This window comes from Brevundimonas sp. (assembly GCF_029946145.1).
In the GTDB taxonomy this organism is placed as follows: domain Bacteria; phylum Pseudomonadota; class Alphaproteobacteria; order Caulobacterales; family Caulobacteraceae; genus Brevundimonas.
In genome coordinates, this window is record NZ_JAQSDY010000004.1 from 16,549 (window position 1) to 36,733 (window position 20,185).

Below are 20,185 nucleotides of genomic sequence, written 5' to 3' on the forward strand. Positions count from 1 at the left end.
GCCGGGAAAAGGGTCCCGGTGCGGCCCGCTCCTTCCGCTCCCGCCGCCGCTTCGGTTCGCCGGCCGAGCGAGCCTCCCTGCGACGGGACGGGGAGCAGTGTCGCACGGGCCGTTCCTGCGGCTACGAAATGACGCTGCGCGGTCGAGAGGGCGTAACATGATCAATGGGTTGGGCGCGCGAAGTCGTCTGGCTGGCGGAAAATCCCTGGCGCCGAAAACACCGTGCCGCGGTCGACGCTGTCTCCTCCCTGTTCGCGGAGCGAATGGGGAGGTGGATCGGAGGCGAAGCCGACGAGACGGAGGGGGCGACGCCGGCGGGGGCCGGTGGATCGCTGATCCCCTGTCACCGAGTCGCCCCCTCCACCACCCGCGCTGAGTCGCGCGGGCGGTCCCCCTCCCCACTACGTGGGGAGGAGACGTGAGGGCGGTCCCCCTCCCCACGGCGTGGGGAGGAGACGGTCACGCCCGTTTCCCGCCGCCACGCATTCCCGCTATAGGCCGCGCCATGACCACACTTCTGTATGGCCGCCCGCCGGCGGTGTTCGATCCGCCCGGGGCGGCGACCCAGGTTTCGCCGCTGATTCCGGGCTCGACGCCGCTCGAGGACGTGGCCGAGGGCTCGGCCGACGAGATCATGATCTACGCCCCGCCCGGGGTGCTGGAGCGGCGCCATACGCTGGCGCTGGCGCTGAGGGCGTTGAAGCCCGGCGGGCGGCTGGACGTCATGGCGGCCAAGGACAAGGGGGGATCGCGGCTGAAGAAGGAGCTGGAAGGCTTCGGCGCCGAGGTCGGGGAGAGCGCCAAGGCGCACCACCGGCGCTGCGTGGTCATCCGGCCGAAGACGGTGTCCGGGATCGATGAAGCGATCGCCGCGGGGGCGCCGCGTCTGGTCGAGGGACTGGACGCCTGGTCGCAGCCGGGAATCTTCGCCTGGGACCGGATCGATGCGGGCTCCCTGCTGCTGGCGCAGACGGCGCCGGCGCTGAAGGGGGCGGGGGCCGATCTGGGCTGCGGCTACGGGGCGCTGGCGACGGTGGTGTTGCGGTCGCCGGCGGTGACATCCCTGCGGCTGATCGATCTGGACCGGCGGGCGATCGCGGCGGCGAAGCGGAATGTGACCGACCCGCGCGTGACCTTCGAATGGGCCGATGCGCGTACGGTCGAGGCGGCGGGCGATCTGGACTTCATCGTCACCAATCCGCCGTTCCACGACGGCGGGGCCGAGGACAAGCGGCTGGGCCAGGCCTTCATCCGGCAGGCGGCGGGGATGCTGGGCAAGGGCGGGGTGCTGTGGCTCGTGGCCAACCGCCACCTGCCCTATGAGGCCGAGCTGAACGCGGCCTTCAAGCGGGTGACGATGGCCGCCGACGCGGGCGGGTACAAGGTGTTCGAGGCGGTGAAGTGAGCGTTCTGCTTGTCGTCATCCCGGCGAAAGCCGGGACCCGGTGGCGCGCGGTAGCGCGAACCTGTCCCGACCTTCGGCGGATGGATCATCGCCTTCGCTGCCGCTCCGGCGCCGCTGGGTCCCGGGGTCGCTGTGCGCCCCGGGATGACGACGGGAGGAGGCGGTGAAAACGCCCACCTCGCGCGTGGACAGGCTGCTGGGGTCGATGGGCTATGGCTCGCGGACCGAGATGGCGCGGCTGGGCAAGGCGGGCGGGATCGTGCTGGACGGGGCCGATCTGACCGATGTGTCGAAGCGGATCGCGGTGACGCCGGATCTGCCGTCGCGGATGGAGATCGACGGCGAGCCGCTGGATCCGACCCCGGGTCTGGTGATGATGCTGCACAAGCCGCTGGGCATGACCTGTTCGCGCAAGGAGGACGGAGCCCTGGTCTATGACGTCCTGCCGCCGCGCTGGCGGCGGCGCGATCCGGCCATCTCGACCATCGGCCGGCTGGACAAGCAGACCACGGGCCTGCTGCTGCTGACGGACGACGGCGACCTGCTGCACCGGGTGATTTCGCCCAAACGCCATGTGGCCAAGGTCTATCGCGCGACCCTGGCGCGGCCGCTGGACGGTACCGAGGGCGATATCTTCGCCGCGGGCGGACTGGTGCTGGAGGGCGAGGACAAGCCGCTGTCGCCGGCCGTGCTGGAGGTGCTGTCGCCCACCGAGGCGCGGCTGACCGTGACCGAGGGCCGCTATCACATGGTGCGGCGAATGTTCGCGGCGGTGGGCAATCATGTCGAGGCCCTGCATCGCGAGCGGGTCGGTGGACTGGCCCTGCCGGAGGATCTGGGGCCGGGGGACTGGCGGCTGCTGGATCAGGATCAGATCGATCTGATCTTCGCCTGACGGAACCGCGATCGGTCTGGGGCTCTATCGCTCCGCTTCCAGCGGAGACGGCATGACCGGGGCGACGATCAAGCGAAACCTGCGCACGGGGCGGTCACTGTGGGCCGACAGCCCGGGGCTGGGTGTGCCGGTGCGGCCTCTGAAGGAGGCCGTCTCCGTCGATGTGGCCATCGTCGGGGCCGGGATCAGCGGGGCCTTCATGGCGCATGAGCTGAGCCGGGATCACTCGGTGGCGGTGCTGGACCGGCGGCCGCCCCTGACCGGATCGACGGTCGCCTCGACCGCCCTGCTGCAATGGGAGATCGACCTGCCGCTGACGGCGCTGGCCGAAAAGGTCGGGATGGCGAAGGCGAAGCGGGCTTATCTGCGATCGCGATCGGCTGTCGACGCCCTGAAGCGGACCGTAGGCCGGGAGCGGATCGTCTGCGGGCTGAAGGACAAGGACACCCTGTATCTGGCCGGCGACGAATACGGTCATCGCGCGCTCGAGACCGAGGCGGAGGCGCGGGCGGCGATCGGGCTGGAGAGCCGGTACATCGGCCCGGCCGAACTGCGGGAGCGGTTCGGCGTCGAGCGGACGGGCGCCATCGCCAGCCGGGGCTCGGCCAGCGCCGATCCGGCGCGGCTGGCCGCCGGGCTGCTGCGGCGGGCGCAGAAGGCCGGAGCGAACGTGTATTCCCGCGTCGAGGTGATGGAGGCCGCCAGCGATCCGGACGGCGTGACCCTGCTGACAGACGCCGGCCATGCGGTGCGGGCGAAGTCGGTTGTGTTCTGCTGCGGCTACGAGTTTCCCAGGGGCGTGCCGACGCCGGGGGCCGAGGTGATCTCGACCTGGGCCATGGCGTCAAAACCCCGCCAGCGCTGCCCGGCGTGGCTGCGGGGGACGCTGGTGTGGGAGGCGTCGGATCCGTACCTCTATTTCCGCATGGGCGGAGACGGGCGGCTGATCGTCGGCGGCGAGGACGAGGCGTCTGCTGACGCCCACGCCGACAAGGTCAAGCTGAAGCGGAAATGCGCGACCATCGCCGCCAAGCTGAAACGGCTGTTGCCGGAGGTGGAGTTCGAGATCGACTACAGCTGGGCGGGCGCCTTCGGCGAGAGCGCGACCGGCCTGCCCTCGATCGCGCCGGTGCCGGCCATGGACCATGCCTGGGCGGTGATGGGGTTCGGCGGCAACGGCATCACCTATTCGGTCATCGCCTCGCAGGTGGTGTCGGCGGCGCTGCGGGGCGGGGCGGATCCTGACGCGGACCTGTACCGGCCTTGACCCGGACCTTGACGCTGGCGGGCGGCGGGGGCACCTGCGCTCGATGAGCGCCCTCGCCAAGATCTGCGGCCTGACGACGCCGGATGCGCTGGACGCCGCCCTCGCCGGGCGCGCGGCCTTCGTCGGGGCGGTGGTGTTCCCGAACAGCCCGCGCCACATCGAACCGCTGCACGCCGCGACCCTGTTCGAGCGGGCGCGGGGCAAGGCGAAGATCGTGGCGGTGACGGTGGACGCCGACGACGCCCTGCTGACCGAGATCGCCCTGATCCTGAAGCCGGACCTGATCCAGCTGCACGGTCATGAGACGCGCGAGCGGGCCGAACGGGTGCGGATGCTGACGGGGGCGGGGATCATCAAGGTGCTGCCGATCCGGACGCATGAGGATTTCGCGGAGGCGCACGACTGGGAGCCGTTCGCCGATCATCTGATGTTCGACGCGAAACCGCCCGAGGGATCGCATCTGCCGGGCGGGGTCGGGGCGCGGTTCGACTGGATGCTGCTGGCCGACCGGGCCTTCCGTCACCCGTGGTTCGTGGCCGGCGGGCTGACACCGGACAATGTGGCGCAGGCGATCCGGGTCTCTGGCGCGCCGCTGGTCGATGTGTCCTCTGGCGTGGAAAGCGCGCCGGGTGTTAAGGACCCGGCCCTGATCGCGGCCTTCCTCGAGGCGGTGCGGTCGGCCTGATTTCCGCCGCTCCCCTGCGTGAAAGCTTTCTCCGTGAACGCCATCATTCCGAACCAGTACGCCATGCCTGACGCCGAGGGCCGGTTCGGCCCCTATGGCGGACGGTTCGTGGCCGAGACGCTGATGCCGCTGATCCACGAGCTGGACGCGGCCTATGCGGCGGCCAAGGCGGATCCGAGCTTCCAGGCCGAGCTGGACGGTTTCCTGACCGACTATGTCGGCCGGCCCAGCCCCCTGTATCTGGCCGAACGGCTGACGGAGTATTACGGGGCCGCCGATATCTGGTTCAAGCGCGACGAGCTGAACCATACGGGCGCGCACAAGATCAACAACTGCATGGGTCAGATCCTGCTGGCCATGCGGATGGGCAAGACCCGGATCATCGCCGAGACCGGGGCCGGCCAGCACGGGGTGGCCACGGCGACGGTGTGCGCCCGCTTCGGCCTGAAATGCGTCGTCTATATGGGGGCCACCGACGTCGAGCGGCAGTCGCCCAACGTCTTCCGCATGAAGCTGCTGGGGGCCGAGGTCGTGCCGGTGACGGCGGGGCGGGCGACCCTCAAGGACGCCATGAACGAGGCGATGCGGGACTGGGTCACCAATGTCGAGGACACCTATTATCTGATCGGCACCGCCGCCGGGCCGCATCCCTATCCGGCCATGGTGCGCGACTTCCAGTCGGTGATCGGCAAGGAGACGCGGGCGGCGATGCTGGCGCGGCGGGGCAAGCTGCCCGACGCCTGCGTGGCGGCGATCGGCGGCGGATCCAACGCCATCGGCCTGTTTTATCCGTTCATCGAGGACGCCGGCGTGCGGCTGATCGGGGTAGAGGCGGCCGGGCGCGGGCTGGACGGCCCCGACCATGCGGCGAGCCTGCAGGGCGGACGGCCGGGGGTGCTGCACGGCAACCGCACCTATCTGCTGCAGGACGACGACGGTCAGATCCTGGAAGGCCATTCGATCTCGGCCGGGCTGGACTATCCCGGCATCGGTCCCGAACACGCCTGGCTGAAGGACATCGGCCGCGCCGAATACCGCGCCGCCACGGATGCCGAGGCGCTGGAGGCCTTCCAGCTGTGCTCGAAGCTGGAGGGGATCATCCCCGCGCTGGAGCCCAGCCACGCCCTCGCCCGGGTGGGCGAGATCGCGAAGGAAGTGGGCAAGGGCGGCGATGTCGTGCTGAATATGTGCGGACGGGGCGACAAGGACATTTTCGCCGTGGCGAAACATCTGGGTGTGGAGTTGTAGACTATGAAGATCGTGATGCTGGCCGCCGCGGCGGCCCTGTTGGCCTCCCCCGCCCGGGCGCAGGAACCGGCGGCCCCGGCGGTCGTCTCGCCGGACGCCATGGTGCTGCCGGGCGCGACCCTGGCCCCCGATTGCGGCAATCTGTACGGCCTGGCCGGCCGCGCCTTCTGCGTCAGCGCCCCGCTGGCGGGGATCAGCGCGCTCGCCGAGGCCTATGTCGCCGACCTGCAGACCAAGGGCTGGCTTCCGGCCGGCGGCGACGAGAACCGCGTGGTCTTCGTGCGTCGGCGCGACACCGGCGGCTGCGACGGTCTGCAGATGCAGGCCTTCTACGACACCTCCGGCCCGGCCAGCCCGGCGTCGCTGGGCTATCTGGGCTTCGGCCCGATCCAGGGGGACGTCTGCGCCGCCCAGCCGACGGCCCCGGCGGCGACGGTCCCGCCGGCGCAATGACCACGGCGCGTATCGACGCCCGCTTCGCCGCGCTGAAGGCCGAGGGCCGGGCCGGGTTCGTGGCCTATGTGATGGCCGGCGATCCGACGCGCGAGCAGGCGCTGGAGATCCTGCGCGGCCTGCCGGGCGCGGGAGCGGACATCATCGAGCTGGGATTCCCGTTCTCGGACCCGATGGCCGAGGGACCGCCGATCCAGCGCGCGGCCCTGCGCGGGTTGAAGGCCGGGCTGACGCTGAAGGGGACGCTGGCGCTGGCCGCGGACTTCCGCGCCGGCGACGCCGACACGCCGGTGATCCTGATGGGCTATCTCAATCCGATCGAGACATACGGCTATGACGCCTTCGCCCGCGACGCGGCGGCCAGCGGCGTGGACGGGCTGATCGTCGTGGACTGCCCGCCGGAAGAGGCCGGGCCGCTCTCGGACGCGCTGGACGCCGCCCAGGTGTCGCTGATCCGGCTGGCCACGCCGACGTCGGACGACGCACGCCTGAAGATCATCGCCGAGCGGACCTCGGGCTTCGTCTATTATGTCTCGGTCGCGGGCGTGACCGGGGTCAAGGAGGCGCAGGCCGTGTCAGTCGCCCCGGCGGTGGAGCGTGTGCGCAAGGCCTCGGGCCTGCCGGTGGCGGTCGGTTTCGGGGTGAAGACGCCGGAACGGGCCGCCGAGATCGCCCGCGTGGCCGATGCGGTGGTCGCCGGCTCGGTGCTGGTGGACGAGGTGGCGGCGGCCCTTGAGGCGAACGAACCCGCCGCGGGGCGGGTTCTGGCGAAGGTGCGATCCCTCGCCGACGCGGTCCGGGGTGCGCGCATCCGAGAAAGCGTCTAAAGCGCCGCCATGGTCGACAAGAACAAACCTCCACAAGAGAAGCGCGGCGGCTGGCTGAGCCGCTTCGCCCCCGGCGTGCGCAAGATCGTCAGCCGGCGCGACACGCCAGACAATCTCTGGGTCAAGGACCCCGACACGGGCGAGATGCTGTATCGGCCGGATCTGGAGAACTCGCTCTGGGTGACGCCGTCGGGCCGCCATATGCGCATCAACGCCGAGCAACGGCTGCGCTACACCTTCGACGACGGGGCCTTTGAGGCCATCGACACGCCCGACGTGCCCGAGGACCCGCTGAAATTCTCGGACGGCAAGCCGTACAAGGAGCGTCTGGCCGCCGCCCGCAAGGCCGCGGGCCGCAAGGACACCATGGCCATCGGCTTCGGCGAGCTGGACGGCACGCCCGCGGTGGTGATCGTCCAGGACTTCAGCTTCATGGGCGGATCGCTGGGCATGGCGGCGGGCGAGGCCTTCATCGCCGCGGCCCGGGCGGCTGTCGGGCGGGGCGTGCCCCTGGTCTGTTACACCGCCGCCGGCGGGGCCCGGATGCAGGAGGGCGCGCTCAGCCTGATGCAGATGGCGCGCACCACCCTGGCCATCCAGGAGCTGAAGGCGGCGCAGCTGCCGTTCGTCGTGGTGCTGACCGATCCGACGACGGGCGGGGTCACCGCCAGCTACGCCATGCTGGGCGACGTGCACCTGGCCGAGCCCGGGGCGCTGATCGGCTTCGCCGGCCCGCGCGTGATCGAGGCGACGATCCGCGAGAAGCTGCCGCCGGGCTTCCAGCGCGCCGAATATCTGCAGGAAAAGGGCATGGTCGACCGCGTGGTCGCCCGTGAGGACCTGCCCAAGGTGCTGGGCCAGATCCTGTCGATGCTGATGGGCGGACGGCGCCGGGCGGCCTGAGCGCCGTGGACCCGATCTCCGAACGCCTGAGGGCGCGCCATCCCCAGCGCATCGACCTGTCGCTGGACCGGATGAAGGTGCTGTGCGCCGCCCTGGGCGATCCGCAGCACAAACTGCCGCCCGTGGTCCATGTGGCGGGCACCAACGGCAAGGGCTCGACCGTCGCCTTCATCCGCGCCATCGCCGAGGCGGCGGGCCTGCGCGTCCATGCCTATACCTCGCCGCATCTGGTCCGGTTCAACGAACGCATCCGGCTGAACGGCAGGCTGATCGGGGACGCGGCGCTGAATGACATCCTCGACCGGATCGAGGCGCTGGATGTCGAGGCGACGGTGTTCGAAAGCACGACCGCGGCCGCCTTCGTCGCCATGAGCGAGACGCGCGCCGATCTGGCCATCGTCGAGGTCGGTCTGGGCGGCGTGCTGGACGCCACCAATGTGATCGAGCGGCCCTTGCTGAGCGTTATCGCTCCGGTGGATCTGGACCATGCGGAATTCCTGGGGACCTCCCTGCGCGGGGTGGCGGCCGAGAAGGCGGGCATACTGAAGCCGGGCGCGCGCGGCTTGATCGCGCGGCAGTCGGAGGAGGCGATGGCGGTCATCGAGGCGGCGGCGCGGGCTGTTCACGCGCCCCTGACCGTCATGGGCGTGGATTTCGACGCCTGGGCCGAGCGCGGCGGCATGGCCTTTCAGGATCAGGAGCGGTTCCTCGACCTGCCGGCGCCGGCCCTGGTCGGGCCGCACCAGATCGCCAACGCCGGCCTGGCGATCGCCGTGGCGCTGGAGCTGGACCTGCCCGAGACAGCGATCGCCGAAGGCCTGCGCACCGTGCGCTGGCCCGCGCGTCTGCAGCGGCTGACGGCCGGCCCCCATGGCGAGGCGGCGCGCGCGGCCGACGCCGAGCTGTGGCTGGACGGCGGGCACAATCCACACGCGGCCCGCGCGCTGGCGGAGGCCCTGGCCGAGCGTCAGGCCAAGGCGCCGCGCCCATTGGCCCTGATCGTCGGCATGCTGGCCAACAAGGACGCCGGGGGCTTCTTCGAGGCGCTGAAGATGTCCGGGGCGGCCATTTTCACCGTGCCGTTCGAGGGCGCCGCGGCCGAGCCGGAAGCGCTGGCCGCCGTCGCGCGCGGTCACGGTCTGGGCGCGACGGCCTGCGCGTCAGTCGACGAGGCGCTGGAACGAGCCCTGCGGCTGGGCGCGGGGCGGGTGGCGATCTGCGGCTCGCTGTACCTCGCCGGCGAGGTGCTGGGCGCGGCGCGGGAAACCTGGCCGGATTAGAACGCGGTCAGCGGGGTACGCCCCCGATGCCGGGCGTGGGGATCGTGAAGGTGTCCGGGATTTTGACGCGTTGCATCGCGCTCATGAACTCCCGGGCTTGCTGGTCCTGGGCGGCCCCGGCTCGGGGAACGTCGCGGCACACGCGCTGCTGCATGTTCGATCCCGTGGCGCGCTCCAGCCGGCAGACACGGCGGGTGTCGCCTTCCGGTCCTTCCGGCGCGTCGGCGGGGCGAGCCTCCGCAGGGGGCGGCGTCGAGGCGATGACGGCCACCTGGCCGCCGTCGAAGAACAGGGTGGCGGTGATCAGCGCGGCGGTCAGCATGGGCTTCGGCTCCAACGGTCCGTTCGGCTTGGGATGGCGCCGATCAGTCCGGATCGGGCGAGCCACCGGGCGAATTTGAACACCTGCCGCGATCTACGCAGGGCCACGCGCCGTGTTCGCGCAGAATTCGGGAGGTTTGGACACGATCCGATGATGCCGTGGGGCAGATCATCAAACCGCCGCCGGCCAGTGGCCGGACCCAGGCAGGGTCAGCTGCCGTTCGGGCCCCCGGGCGTCGCCGCCACGCCCTCATCCGGGAAGCGGACGCGCTGCAGATTGCGCATGAATTCGCGGGTCTGCTGATCCTGGAACCCGGCGCGGCGAATGTCGCGGCAGACGCGCTGCTGCATGTTCGAGCCCGTGGCCCGCTCCAGGCGGCAGACGCGGCGGGTGTCGCCCTCGGGGCCGGCCGGCGCTCCGGCCGGACGGGCCTCGGCCGGGGCGGGCGTCGAGGCGATGACGGTCACCTGTCCGCCAGCGAGCAGGGCGGCGGCGATGAGAGCGGCGGTCAGCATGGCGCGAAACTCCAGCGGTCCTTCAGTCTGAAGAGGGCAGGAGAACACCGATCGTCGGCAGGAGCAAATCCGGGGCTGTTCAACCCCGGCGGGATCAGGCGGCGGTCGTTCCGATGCCGGATTCGGCCAGCCATTCGAGAATCTTGCCCTTGGGCATGGCGCCGACCTTCATCGAGGCCATCTGACCGTCCTTGAACAGCATCAGGGTCGGAATCCCCTTCACGCCCAATTTCGAGGGGACCATGGGGCTGTCATCGATATTGATCTTGGCGATGACCAGCTGGCCCGCCAGGTCGTCGGCGATCTGTTCCAGCGCCGGACCGATCTGTTTGCACGGGCCGCACCATTCGGCCCAGAAGTCGACCAGCACGGGCTTTGACGCCTTCAGAACGTCGGCGTCGAAGCTGTCGTCGGTGACCTTGATGGTGGCCATGCGGATATTCCTGTCTGGCGCCGCCGTGGGCGGACGCGGATGCCCGGCCGCCCGGATTCATGTGATTCCGGCCCGGTTACCCACGATGTGGGATGTCCCGGCGTGCAAATCAACGCGGATCTTCGGACGAGGCCGTCATCCGTCCAGGGCGGCCTGCAACAGGGCGGCGGGCACGGGCATCAGACGCGGCCCGTCGGTCCAGACCAGCGCCGCCTCGACCGTCCGGTCGGGATAGAGCCGGGCCAGCACCGAGGCGTAGACGGCCATCTGCAGCACATAGGCCGGGTCGGCGTCCTCGATCCGGTTCGGGGCCGGGCGGTTGGTCTTGTAGTCCACCACCAGCACGCGGTCCGGCGTCACCACCAGCCGGTCCATGCGTCCCGAGATCGGGAAATCGCCGATCGAGCCCGTCAGGGCGACCTCCGGACGGGAGCCGGGCCCGAACACGGGGGCGAACCGGGCGTCGTCGAGGACGGCGAAGGCCGCGGTGGTCATTTCGCCGCGGGCCGCGTCGTCAAGGTCCCGCTCACGGGACAGGATGCGGTGAGCGGCGCCGGCTCTCTCCGGCGGGGCGATGTCCGGCAGGCGTTCCAGCAGCCGGTGGATCAGGTCGCCGCGGCGGAAACGGCCAAGGGGGGCGCCGGGTCCGGCCGTGGTCGCCAGCGGCGAGGGGGCGGGAATGCGCACCGTTTCTTCCATCCTGGACGGCGAGGCGAACCGGGCCGCGCTGTCCGGGGCGGGCGGGGTGCGCGCCCAGGGGGGAATCGCCGCCGACGCGGGACGGGGCGCGATCCCCGCGGCGAGGGTCCCGGGATCCACGCCGAAGCGCAGCACGCCGTCGCCGATGTCACGGACGTTCAGCGGATCGTCGTCGCCCAGTCGCTGGAAGGTTTCGGCGATGACGCTCCACCAGCTGCCGGCCTCGAACCCTTCCTCGGGACGGCGGACGGCCCGGCCCATGACGACCAGCCGGTCGCGGGCGCGGGTCAGGGCGACATAGAGCAGGCGCAGGGTCTCGGCGTCGGTGCGGGCGACGCGGGCGTCACGCGCGGCCTTCGAGGCGGGGCAGTCGTCCTTCGCCGAACCGGGGCACATCAGCCAGCCCTCGCCCTCCTCGCCCTCCTCGTTCGCCGAGGGCATCAGGGTCGGGCCCTGCGGTTTGGCGCGCGAGGTGGTGTCGGGGAGGATGACGATGGGCGCCTCCAGCCCCTTGGCCCCGTGCACGGTCATGACGCGGACCTCGTTGCGGGCCCCCTCCATCTCGCGCTTGACCTCGACGTCGGCGGCTTCCAGCAGGGAGACGCAGGTCTCCAGATCGACGCCGCCCCGGTCCTCGGCGGCCAGGACCTGGGCCAGGGTCTCGTCGATCGCCTCCTCGGCCTCACGGCCCAGCCGGGCGAGGATGCGGGCGCGGCCCGAGACGCCGGTCTCGTCGACCCGGTTCAGCAGGCTGGAGAAGAAGGCGAACGGATCGCGGTCGCGGGCGTCCAGGGCGGCCTGGACGAAGTCGCGGGCGCGGCCCCACTGCGGCTGGTCCCCGGCCCGCAGCTGCAGTTCGCGCCACAGCGACCGGCCCGCGCGGCCCTCCTTGTCGGCCAGGGGATAGAGGCTGTGCGGATCGCCGAAATCGGTCACGTCGCAGAAGGGGCTGCGCAGGACCTCGGCGAGGCTGAGATCGTCGTCGGGATAGAGGGCGAAACGGGCCACGGCGATCAGGTCGTCGAAGACGATATGGCTGCTGAGCTTCAGCCGGTCGGCGCCGGCCACGGGCACGGCCTCGGCCTTGAGGGCGCGGATGATCTCCTCGAACAGGGCGTCGCGGCGTCGGACCAGCACGAGGAAGTCGCCCCACCGGGCCGGACGCATTCCCTCCGGCGCGTGGCGGTCATGGACGGCGCTCCCGGCCTCGACCTGTTTGCGGATGTCGCGCGCGAGGGCCTGGGCCAGCTGTTTGCGGCCGCTGCGGGCGTCTTCCTTGTCGACGGGGGCGTTCCAGGCCTCGCGGTCGGGCGTGACGGGATCGCGGAACAGGGGCCACAGGTCGACGGCGCCGTGCTGGCCGACGCGAGCGGGATGGTGGGTCGGGATGTCGCCCGCCACGCCGACAAGGGCGCGGGTCCGCTCGGGCCCCTCGAAGGACGCATCGACGAAGGCCAGCACTTCCTCGGTGGAGCGGAAGGAGGTGTCGAGCGGCACCTCCTCGAACGGGCGTCCCGCGCCGCGGGCCAGCGCCTCATAGGCCTGGGCCTCCTGCCGCAGGCGTTCGGGGCGGGCGCCCTGGAAGGAGTAGATCGACTGTTTCTCGTCGCCCACCGCGAAGACGGTGCGCGGGATGCGGGGGACGGTCTCGCCCCGGCGCGGCGCGCCCTCGCCCGAGAAGAACTCCTCGGTCAGGGCCTTGAAGATGGCCCACTGGTCGGGGGCGGTGTCCTGGGCCTCGTCGACGAGGACGTGTTCAATGCCGCCGTCCAGCTTGAACAGCACCCAGGCGGCGGAGGCCCGCCGGGTCAGCAGATCGACGGTGCGGACGACGAGATCGGAGAAGTCGAGCGCGCCCTGCCGGGTCTTGGCGGTTTCGTAAAAGGCGGCGTGGGCGTTGGCGAGAGTCAGGGCCTTGATCGTGTCGTCGGCGACTTTCGCGGCCCGCATGCGGTCGAGGACGGCGCAGTATTTGAGCGAGACGGAGTCGAGCCAGGCCGCGGCCGCCGGCGGGGCGCTCTTCGTGCCGAATTTGGTCCGCGCCTCGCCCTTCGAGTCGATGAAGAGGGGCTTCATGGCGGCGAGGCTGGAGTGGGGCGGGACCGCCTCGCGCATCTGGGCGGCGATCTTCCGGTCGTTGGCCGAGCCGGTGGCGAAACCGTCAGCGGCGGCGCGCCAGGCGGCGGGATCGAGCCAGTTCAGGAAGTCGCTTTCGATCGCGGCGGGAGTCTCGTCTTCCGAAACACCGGCGAGGATGTGCGGGCCGGGGGCGGCGCCGGAGGTCCAGCGGTCGATATAGGCGACCAGCTTGCCGCGCTCGGCCTCGATCATGGCCAGCAGGGCGTGGAAGGCCTTCCAGTCCAGCTCGACCGCGAAATGGGCGTAGGCGGCGCCGAGACGGCCGTCGGGATCCTTCAGCGCCTCGCGGGCCAGATCCTCGCGCGCCTCGTGCGACAGGGCGATGGCCGCCTCATTCTCCAGCACCTTGAAGGCGGGCGAGACGCCGGCCTCGATCGGGAAACGGCGCAGCAGTTTTTCGCAGAAGGCGTGGATGGTCTGGATCTTCAGCCCGCCGGGCGTCTCCAGCGCGCGGGCGAACAGGCGGCGGGCCTCCTTCAGGTCGGCGGGTTTCAGTCCGGCGGGGTCGCGGCCATCCAGCCGGACCAGATCGCCCGACAGTTCGGCGTCGTCCATCACGGCCCAGCGGCCCAGCTTTTCGAACAGTCGCGCCTGCATCTCGGCGGCGGCGGCCTTGGTGTAGGTGACGCAGAGGATCTCGCCGGGCGGGGCCTTGCGCAGGAGCAGCCGGGCCACGCGGTCGACCAGGGTGGTGGTCTTGCCCGAGCCGGCGTTGGCGGTGACGAAGACCGACCGGCCCGGGTCGGCGGCGGCGGTCTGGTTGGCGCGGGCCTGGTCGAGGGGGGAAGGGGTCATTCGGGGGCCTCGTCCTCGCCGCCGACGACATGCCATTCCCAGACCCGGGCCAGATGGTCGTAGTTGCCGCCGAAATTACCCATGAACTGGGGCGCGGCCCAGGACACATAGGGCCGGGACTCGTCGTCGAAGGCGGCGACGCCGTCGACCAGCCGGGCCAGTTCGCGTTCGGCCAACTCCGCGGCGGTGAGGGGCTGGCTGCGGGTGACCTTGCCGACGTCCACGGCCTCGCCCGGCGTCTTGCGGCCGGTGACCTTGATGTACAGCAGCTCCGAGGCGGGCGTCGGCGGAGCGCCGGGGAAGCCCCCCTCGGCGAGGATGGCGGCGGTCAGGGTCAGCTGGGGGGCGAAGCCCTGCGCCACCTGTTTCGCGCTCGGGGTCGAGCCGGTCTTGAAATCGATGACGGCCGCGCCGTCGGCGTCCAGCTCGATGCGGTCCGCCTTGGCCGTCAGGGTGAAGGGGCCGAAGGGGGCGCCGAAGGTCAACCGGCCGGTCTGTTCAATCAGCAAGGTCGCGCCGCGGGCCCGGCGCTCGCGTTCCCATTCGGCCAGCCAGACGGCGCAGTTGCGGGCCAGCGGGGTCTCGCGGGCCATGGCGTGGTCCTCGAAACCGGCGGCGTCCAGCTCCTCGCGGAGGAGGCTCTCGATCTGGTCGGCGCAGTCCTCGGGCAGGGCGTCGGGCCAGCTGACGACGACGCGCTCGATGGCCCGGTGGACGGCGTTGCCGCGCGCCATGGCCTCGGCCGAGGCGCCGGGCCGGTCGAGCTTCTGCAGGCCGAGGATGCGCCGGGCGTAGACGGCGTAGGGATCGCGGACCCAGCGTTCGACGCCGGTGACCGGGAGTGTGCGCGGACGACGGGCGACGGGCGGGGTCGGGGCGGGCCGGCGCTCGTAGCGCGGTGGTCCCGATTGCGGGACATCCAGAGCGCGAGCGGCTTCGACGGGGTCGGAGGGGCGTTCAAGCACGACGGGGGTGGCGGGAGCGTCGGCCCCTCGCGTCAGCATCTCCAGCCGCCACAGCCAGCGCGACTTGACCGCGGGCTGACCGCCGCGCCGCTCGGAATGAACCAGTATGGCCTCGTCGGCGCAGGCGGCCTGGACGAAGTCCTGGGCGGTCTGGCCGAGACGGCGCTCGGGCGGCGGCAGTCCGAGGGTCTGACGCATGGGCCGTGACAGGAAGGGATCGGTCGGGGCGGCGTTGGGCCAGACGCCCTCCTCCAGTCCGGCCAGAATCATGCGGTCGGCGCGAACCAGCCGCGCCTCGATGGCGCCGAGAATGCGCAGGCGCGGCTGGTTCGCGCCGCCGGTTCGCACCGTCTCCCTGGCCAGCAGGTCGCGGATCAGGTCGGTGAACTCGGCGCGCGTCACGGAGCCCAGCGAGGCTCCGCCCTCGATCAGGCCGGCCAGCAGGGCGGCGGCGGCCTCGCCGTCGGGACCGGCCCAGGCGTCCTGACCGGCGAGCGCCTCGATCAGTTCGGTCAGGGTGCGGGCGGCGGCGTCCAGCGGCGCCTCGGGCGTGAACGGGGCGAGGGCGGCGCCGGACAGACGCTCCAGCCGGTCGACCAGGGCCGTGGCTGCGGTCAGGCGGGCGCGGGTTCCTTCGGATGGGGCCTTGCCGTCGTCGCGCGGCTCGCCGGCCTTGAGCAGGGTGCGGCGCAGGCGGCTCCAGTCGCGATGGCGGGGGCCGCGCAGGGCGTGAAGCTCGAGCGCGCCAAGGGCGAGGGCGGCGTCGGTCTCGCCGAGGTCGAGGCGGGTCAGGGGGTGTTTCAGCAGACCCAGAAGAGCGTGGGGATCCAGCGGCCTCGCGACGAAGCGGACCGCGAGATCGATCAGCCTGCCGGCGTCCATGCGTGACAGCGGCTGGCCGGAGGAGACGTCGGCGGCCACGCCCCAGCGCTCCAGCCGGGCGGCGACGCGCCGGCCGAGGGCGAGGTCGGGCGTAACGAGGGCGCAGGTCTTGCCCGTACCATCAGGATTTGGCGTTTCCAGCGTCTCGCGCATCATTAGGGCGAGGGCGGCCGCGGCGTCCTCCTCGGCCCGGACGGTGATGACCGACAGGCCTTCCAGGCCCTGGGCGATGGGATCGGCGGACTGGTCCCTGAAGGCGTCGGAGCGCAGGCCGGCGATGACGGTGCGCCAGTCGTCGGTGGCGTCGGCCGGGCGCAGCGCTTCATTGATCAGCCGCTGGCGGGCGCGGCCGCGCGCCCTGGCGACGGGGGTCTCGGCGGGCCTGAACCACGGGCGGACATCGTCGCGTTCCGCGCGGCCGTCCAGCAGCCGCCAGAGGGCGTTCTGCGGATGCTGTTCGTTGTCGCCGAGCGTCGCCCAGACCGCGGGGTCCAGCTCGCGGTCGAGGCCGGGCAGGACGACGCAACCGCGCGGGGCGGCGGCGACGGCGGCCAGCACATCGGCGGCGGCGGGGGCGGTGCCGGTCGAGCCGGCGGCGATGACGGTCTGGCTAGGCGGCCGCTCCGTCCAGGCTGTGGCCAGCAGGCGCAACAGCCGGGCGCGGCGCCAGGCGGGGTCGACCAGCCCCATGGCTTCCAGCCGTTTCGGCCAGGCTTCGACGGCGAGGGCGAGGAATTCGGCGGACTCGCGCCAGTGTTCGGCAAGGTCGCCCTCGACGAGGGTGGCGACCCTGTGCAGGTCCTCGATCTCCTCCAGCTGGCAGGAATCGAGGAAGCCGCCGAGGGCGTCGGCCATCTCCAGCGCGCGCAGGGGCGACAGGCCGGGCCGGAAATCCTCGACGATCATCCGCGCCATCTCAAAGCGCCGGGTCAGGGCCGCGATGGCCGGCGGCAGGTCGAGGCCCAGCTCGCCCGGAGCGAAGGGCGGCTCGTCCTCTTCCAGATCGCCGAGGGGGCGGACCTGGGGCAGCAGCAGGGGGCGGCCGCGAGCCTGTTTCGACAGGGCGGCGGTGAAGGCGCGGGCGGCGCGGCGGTTGGGCAGCAGGATGACGGCGTCGGACAGGGCCTCGGGCGGATGGTCGCCCAGCCAGTCCAGCACCCCGGCGGCCAGATCCTCGAGGAAGGGCCGTCGCGCCTCGATGGCGTACCAACGGGGACCGGCGGGCAGGAAAGGATCGAAGCGGCCGTTCATTCCCTCGCCAGTTTCGCCTCGGCCTCGTCGCGGGCCTGCGGATCGCCGACATGCATCCAGTCGCCGTCGAGAACGCGGCCGTACAGGCGGCCGGCGGCGGCGGACCGACGCCAGAAGCCGCTCAGCGAGAAGGGGCCCTCGGGGCCGGCGGCGACATAGTCGGGCCGGCAGATGTGGACGCCCATATAGGCGAAAGGCGCGGAGGGCGCGTCGCCCCGGAAGGTCAGTCTGCCGTCATCGGCGAGGAAGACATCGCCATCGCCCTCGAACCCGATCGAGCCTTCGCGTCTCGCGAGAAGAAGCGCGGCGTCCATGATTGACGGATTCCACAGCCGGGCGAGTTGATTCAGTGCATCGCCCCGCGGGTCCGTCCAGACGCTGTCGATATTGGCGACGAAAACAGGGTCGGGCCCCAGCAGGCCGGCGGCCTTCTTCAGTCCGCCGCCGGTTTCGAGCAGTTCGGCCCGCTCATCGGAGATGACGATGTCCGGTCCTCGCCCGCGCGTGGCCAGATGGCTTTCGAGGCGGTCGGCGAACCAATGGACATTGACCACCGCCCGCTCGACCCCGGCGTCGGCCAGCCGGTCCAGCACGTGATCGATCAGGGCGCGGCCGCCGACCTCGACCAGGGCCTTGGGCCGGTCGTCGGTCAGGGGGCGCATGCGGGTGCCGAGGCCGGCGGCCAGAACCATGGCGGTCTTTGGCGTGCTCATCTGCGTCTCGCCTCCGGGACATGGGCGGCGAACCAGCGGGCGACGGGTTCGAGCCCGGGCGCCTTCAGATTGGCGTTCAGATGGGCCCACATGCGCGGCATGAAGGCGCGATAGCGCGGCTTGCCGTCGCGCACGATCAGCCGGGCGAAGACGCCGAGGATGCGCGCCTCGTTCAGGGCCGCGAGACCGGCGTAGTCGCGCAGGAAGGCCTCCCGATCCGTCGTTGGGCGCAAGGTGAAATAGTGGTCGAGCGCCCGCGCCTCCAGCGCCGCCGGCACGTCGCGGCGCGCGTCCTGCAGCAGGGAGTGCAGGTCCCAGGACGGATGGGCGCGCACGGCGTCCTGGAAGTCGATCAGCCCGACCCCGGCGGCGCCGCTGCGGCCCGGCAGGCGGATCAGGTTTTCGGCGTGATAGTCGCGATGGGCCATGACCGTGGCCCCGGCCGCGCCGCGGGCCGTGACCGGGGCCCAGGCCGCGCGCCATTCGTCGATGGCGGCCTCGTCGAACGACAGGGCCGGGTCCAGCCTCGGCATCCATTCCACGAACAGATCGGCCCCGCCCTGCAGCGCGGTCTCGTCGTAGACCAGCAGGGGCCAGTCGCCGGCGGCTCCGGTCAGGATAGAAGGAGTGGGTGCATCGTGCAGGGTGGCCAGGGCCTCCACGGCGGCGAGGTACAGCGGCTCTTCCGGGGCGCCGTCCTCGATAACGCGGGCGAACAGGTCGTCGCCGAAATCCTCCAGTACGGCCAGGCCAGCGGCGGCGTCGACGGCGACGATGTCGGGGGCGGACAGGCCGAGCGATCTCAGATGGCCGGCGACGGCGGCGAAGGCCTCGATGCGGCCGGCGGACAGGCGGGCGACGGCGTTCCAGCCTTCGGCCTTGCGCCGATCGGGCGACCACGACGGATCGGCGGGCGGGCTTTCGGCTGCGGCCAGTTGATCCATCAGCATCAGATGGACGCCCGACGGCGTGGTCAGCCGCTCGTAGCGGCGCGTCGAGGCGTCGCCGGGCAGGGGTGTGCGCGCCGCATCGGCGAGGCCGGCGGCCTTCAGAAAGTCGAGACGCTGCTGCTCGCGGTCAGACATGAAGGTCCTTCAGTTTCGTCTCCCATGCCCCTGCGCCGGAAACGGTCGCAACCCGTCCCTCCCCCTGTTCGGCGAGGGTCACGGTCAGGATGTCGGGGCCCAGCCAGCGGGCCGGGTGGTCGCCCAGCCGTTCGGGCCATTCGATGATGGCGCAGCCGTCGTCCAGCGCCTCGTCGAGCCCGATCTCGGACGCCTCTTCCGGCCGGGTCAGGCGGTAGAGGTCGAAATGGGCCACCGGGGGATCGCTTTCGTAGAATTGGACGAGGGTGAAGGTGGGCGAAGGCACGTCCTCGTCGGGTCGGGTCAGGGTCCGGATCAGGCCGCGCGCGAGCGTCGACTTGCCCATGCCCAGGGGACCGTACAGCAGCACCGTCTCGCCCGGCGCGAGGCGCGGCGCGATGGCGGCGCCGAGGCGGGCGGTGGCGCCGGCGTCGGCCAGGGTCAGGCGGATGGTGTCCGGTTCAGGCAAAATCGGCGTCCGGCTGGCTGGGCAGGACCCGTTCGGTGAAGGCCTTGAGCCCGTAGGTCGCCTTGACGGCGTCGATGTCGAGACGGGTCGGCGGGACCGGCTTGCCGACCTTCAGCTGGAAGGGCTTGCGGCGCTTGTTCAGCAGCTCGTGGAACAGGGTGATGTCCCGCAGCTCGGGCGAGATGCGATCGAAGAAATGGAACAGGCGCGAGGTCGGGCCGGCGACATGGATCGGCACGATCACGGCGCCGTATTTGCGCGCCAGCGAGGCGGCCGTCGGGGCCCAGTCAGGATCGGTGACCGAGCCGTCGCGGGCCACGCGCGCCAGACGGCCGGCGGGGAACATCACCACGCAGCGCTCGGTCTCGAAGGCCTGTTTCGCGGCATGGAGGGTGGCGCGGGTCTTTTCGCGGGTGCGCTTTTCGACCACCCATTCGACGGGGATGACGGCCTCGCCCAGTCGGGGCGAGACGCGCAGGGCGTCGGCGTTGGCGAAGAAGACGGCGTCGGGTCGGCGGGCGCGGATGGCGTCGAACACGGCGATGCCGTCGGCGATGCCGGTCGGATGGTTGGCGACGACGATGCAGCGGCCCGCGGCCGGAATCCGCTCCGGGTTCATGACCGCGACCTTCAGGTCCAGCAGGTCGCTCATATAGTCCAGGGCCTCGCCGCCCGAGAGCGGCCTGACGGCGTCGGCCATGCGCACGGCGGCGCGGTAGTTGAGCAGCCTGTAAAGGAAGGGCCGGGCCAGCGGCCATGCGATGGAGCGCGTCAGACGCGGCGCGCGCTCGGCGATCAGCACGTCACAGACGTGCGGTTCCCGGCGGGTCGGCGTGAGGGCGACGGTCTCGGTCATTCGACGCCGGTTGTCGCCGCTCGCGGAGCGCACGGCAAGCGGCTTGGCGCCTCCCGGCGCGCGGTGCTACGCCAACGCCCGAGATTGACGACACGTCA

At 71.5% G+C, this 20,185-nt stretch carries 18 protein-coding genes; 9 read left to right on the forward strand and 9 right to left on the reverse strand.

Annotation, left to right across the window (positions count from 1 at the left end; translation table 11 throughout):
• The first annotated feature begins 505 nt into the window (after window positions 1-505).
• The 9 genes from PSV23_RS00770 (at window position 506) to PSV23_RS00810 (ending at window position 8,963) form a co-directional block, all read left to right on the forward strand.
• Entirely contained in the window at window positions 506-1,405 is a 900-nt protein-coding gene (locus PSV23_RS00770) for a class I SAM-dependent methyltransferase (RefSeq protein WP_300465603.1), read from the forward strand.
• 205 nt (window positions 1,406-1,610) lie between these two features.
• Window positions 1,611-2,300 (forward strand): pseudouridine synthase, encoded by a 690-nt coding sequence (locus tag PSV23_RS00775; protein WP_300465651.1) that lies wholly within the window; start codon window positions 1,611-1,613, stop codon window positions 2,298-2,300.
• A 52-nt stretch (window positions 2,301-2,352) separates the two neighbouring features.
• A complete protein-coding gene (locus PSV23_RS00780; protein WP_300465604.1) occupies window positions 2,353-3,567 on the forward strand; it encodes an FAD-binding oxidoreductase in 1,215 nt (404 codons plus the stop codon).
• Window positions 3,568-3,610: 43 nt separating this feature from the next.
• Window positions 3,611-4,252 carry a phosphoribosylanthranilate isomerase gene (locus PSV23_RS00785; RefSeq protein WP_300465605.1) on the forward strand — a complete coding sequence of 214 codons (642 nt, stop codon included), beginning with the start codon at window positions 3,611-3,613 and terminating at the stop codon, window positions 4,250-4,252.
• Between the two features lie 63 nt (window positions 4,253-4,315).
• Window positions 4,316-5,500, forward strand: coding sequence for a tryptophan synthase subunit beta (gene trpB / locus PSV23_RS00790; protein WP_370460969.1), 1,185 nt, complete (start codon window positions 4,316-4,318; stop codon window positions 5,498-5,500).
• A 3-nt stretch (window positions 5,501-5,503) separates the two neighbouring features.
• On the forward strand, window positions 5,504-5,953 hold the full coding sequence (locus tag PSV23_RS00795; protein ID WP_300465607.1) for a hypothetical protein: 450 nt from the start codon (window positions 5,504-5,506) through the stop codon (window positions 5,951-5,953).
• On the forward strand, window positions 5,950-6,780 hold the full coding sequence (trpA, locus tag PSV23_RS00800; RefSeq protein WP_300465608.1) for a tryptophan synthase subunit alpha: 831 nt from the start codon (window positions 5,950-5,952) through the stop codon (window positions 6,778-6,780). Before PSV23_RS00795 ends, trpA begins: the two co-directional genes overlap by 4 nt.
• A 9-nt stretch (window positions 6,781-6,789) precedes the next feature.
• A complete protein-coding gene (accD, locus tag PSV23_RS00805) occupies window positions 6,790-7,683 on the forward strand; it encodes an acetyl-CoA carboxylase, carboxyltransferase subunit beta (RefSeq protein ID WP_300465609.1) in 894 nt (297 codons plus the stop codon).
• Window positions 7,684-7,688: 5 nt separating this feature from the next.
• Complete coding sequence (locus PSV23_RS00810) at window positions 7,689-8,963, forward strand: folylpolyglutamate synthase/dihydrofolate synthase family protein (protein ID WP_300465610.1); 1,275 nt, start codon at window positions 7,689-7,691, stop codon at window positions 8,961-8,963.
• A gap of 7 nt (window positions 8,964-8,970) precedes the next feature.
• Here PSV23_RS00810 and PSV23_RS00815 read toward each other — a convergent pair whose 3' ends face one another.
• The 9 genes from PSV23_RS00815 to PSV23_RS00855 all read right to left on the reverse strand — a co-directional run bounded on the left by PSV23_RS00815 (window position 8,971) and on the right by PSV23_RS00855 (window position 20,087).
• On the reverse strand, window positions 8,971-9,285 hold the full coding sequence (locus PSV23_RS00815) for a hypothetical protein (protein ID WP_300465611.1): 315 nt from the start codon (window positions 9,283-9,285) through the stop codon (window positions 8,971-8,973).
• A gap of 209 nt (window positions 9,286-9,494) precedes the next feature.
• Entirely contained in the window at window positions 9,495-9,800 is a 306-nt protein-coding gene (locus PSV23_RS00820) for a hypothetical protein (protein WP_300465612.1), read from the reverse strand.
• 94 nt (window positions 9,801-9,894) lie between these two features.
• On the reverse strand, window positions 9,895-10,233 hold the full coding sequence (gene trxA, locus PSV23_RS00825; protein ID WP_300465613.1) for a thioredoxin: 339 nt from the start codon (window positions 10,231-10,233) through the stop codon (window positions 9,895-9,897).
• Window positions 10,234-10,368: 135 nt separating this feature from the next.
• The gene (gene addA / locus PSV23_RS00830) at window positions 10,369-13,866 is read right to left on the reverse strand and encodes a double-strand break repair helicase AddA (RefSeq protein ID WP_300465614.1); all 3,498 of its coding nucleotides are present in this window, start codon (window positions 13,864-13,866) and stop codon (window positions 10,369-10,371) included.
• On the reverse strand, window positions 13,863-16,964 hold the full coding sequence (addB, locus tag PSV23_RS00835) for a double-strand break repair protein AddB (RefSeq protein WP_300465615.1): 3,102 nt from the start codon (window positions 16,962-16,964) through the stop codon (window positions 13,863-13,865). The genes addA and addB overlap by 4 nt, the downstream gene beginning before the upstream one ends.
• Window positions 16,961-17,677: an N-acetylmuramate alpha-1-phosphate uridylyltransferase MurU gene (gene murU / locus PSV23_RS00840; RefSeq protein ID WP_300465616.1), complete on the reverse strand. Its 717-nt coding sequence runs from the start codon at window positions 17,675-17,677 to the stop codon at window positions 16,961-16,963. The genes addB and murU overlap by 4 nt, the downstream gene beginning before the upstream one ends.
• Window positions 17,674-18,762 (reverse strand): N-acetylmuramate/N-acetylglucosamine kinase AmgK, encoded by a 1,089-nt coding sequence (gene amgK, locus PSV23_RS00845; RefSeq protein ID WP_300465617.1) that lies wholly within the window; start codon window positions 18,760-18,762, stop codon window positions 17,674-17,676. The genes murU and amgK overlap by 4 nt, the downstream gene beginning before the upstream one ends.
• The gene (gene tsaE, locus PSV23_RS00850; protein WP_300465618.1) at window positions 18,755-19,231 is read right to left on the reverse strand and encodes a tRNA (adenosine(37)-N6)-threonylcarbamoyltransferase complex ATPase subunit type 1 TsaE; all 477 of its coding nucleotides are present in this window, start codon (window positions 19,229-19,231) and stop codon (window positions 18,755-18,757) included. The genes amgK and tsaE overlap by 8 nt, the downstream gene beginning before the upstream one ends.
• A complete protein-coding gene (locus PSV23_RS00855) occupies window positions 19,224-20,087 on the reverse strand; it encodes a GNAT family N-acetyltransferase (protein WP_300465619.1) in 864 nt (287 codons plus the stop codon). The genes tsaE and PSV23_RS00855 overlap by 8 nt, the downstream gene beginning before the upstream one ends.
• Window positions 20,088-20,185 lie beyond the last annotated feature (98 nt).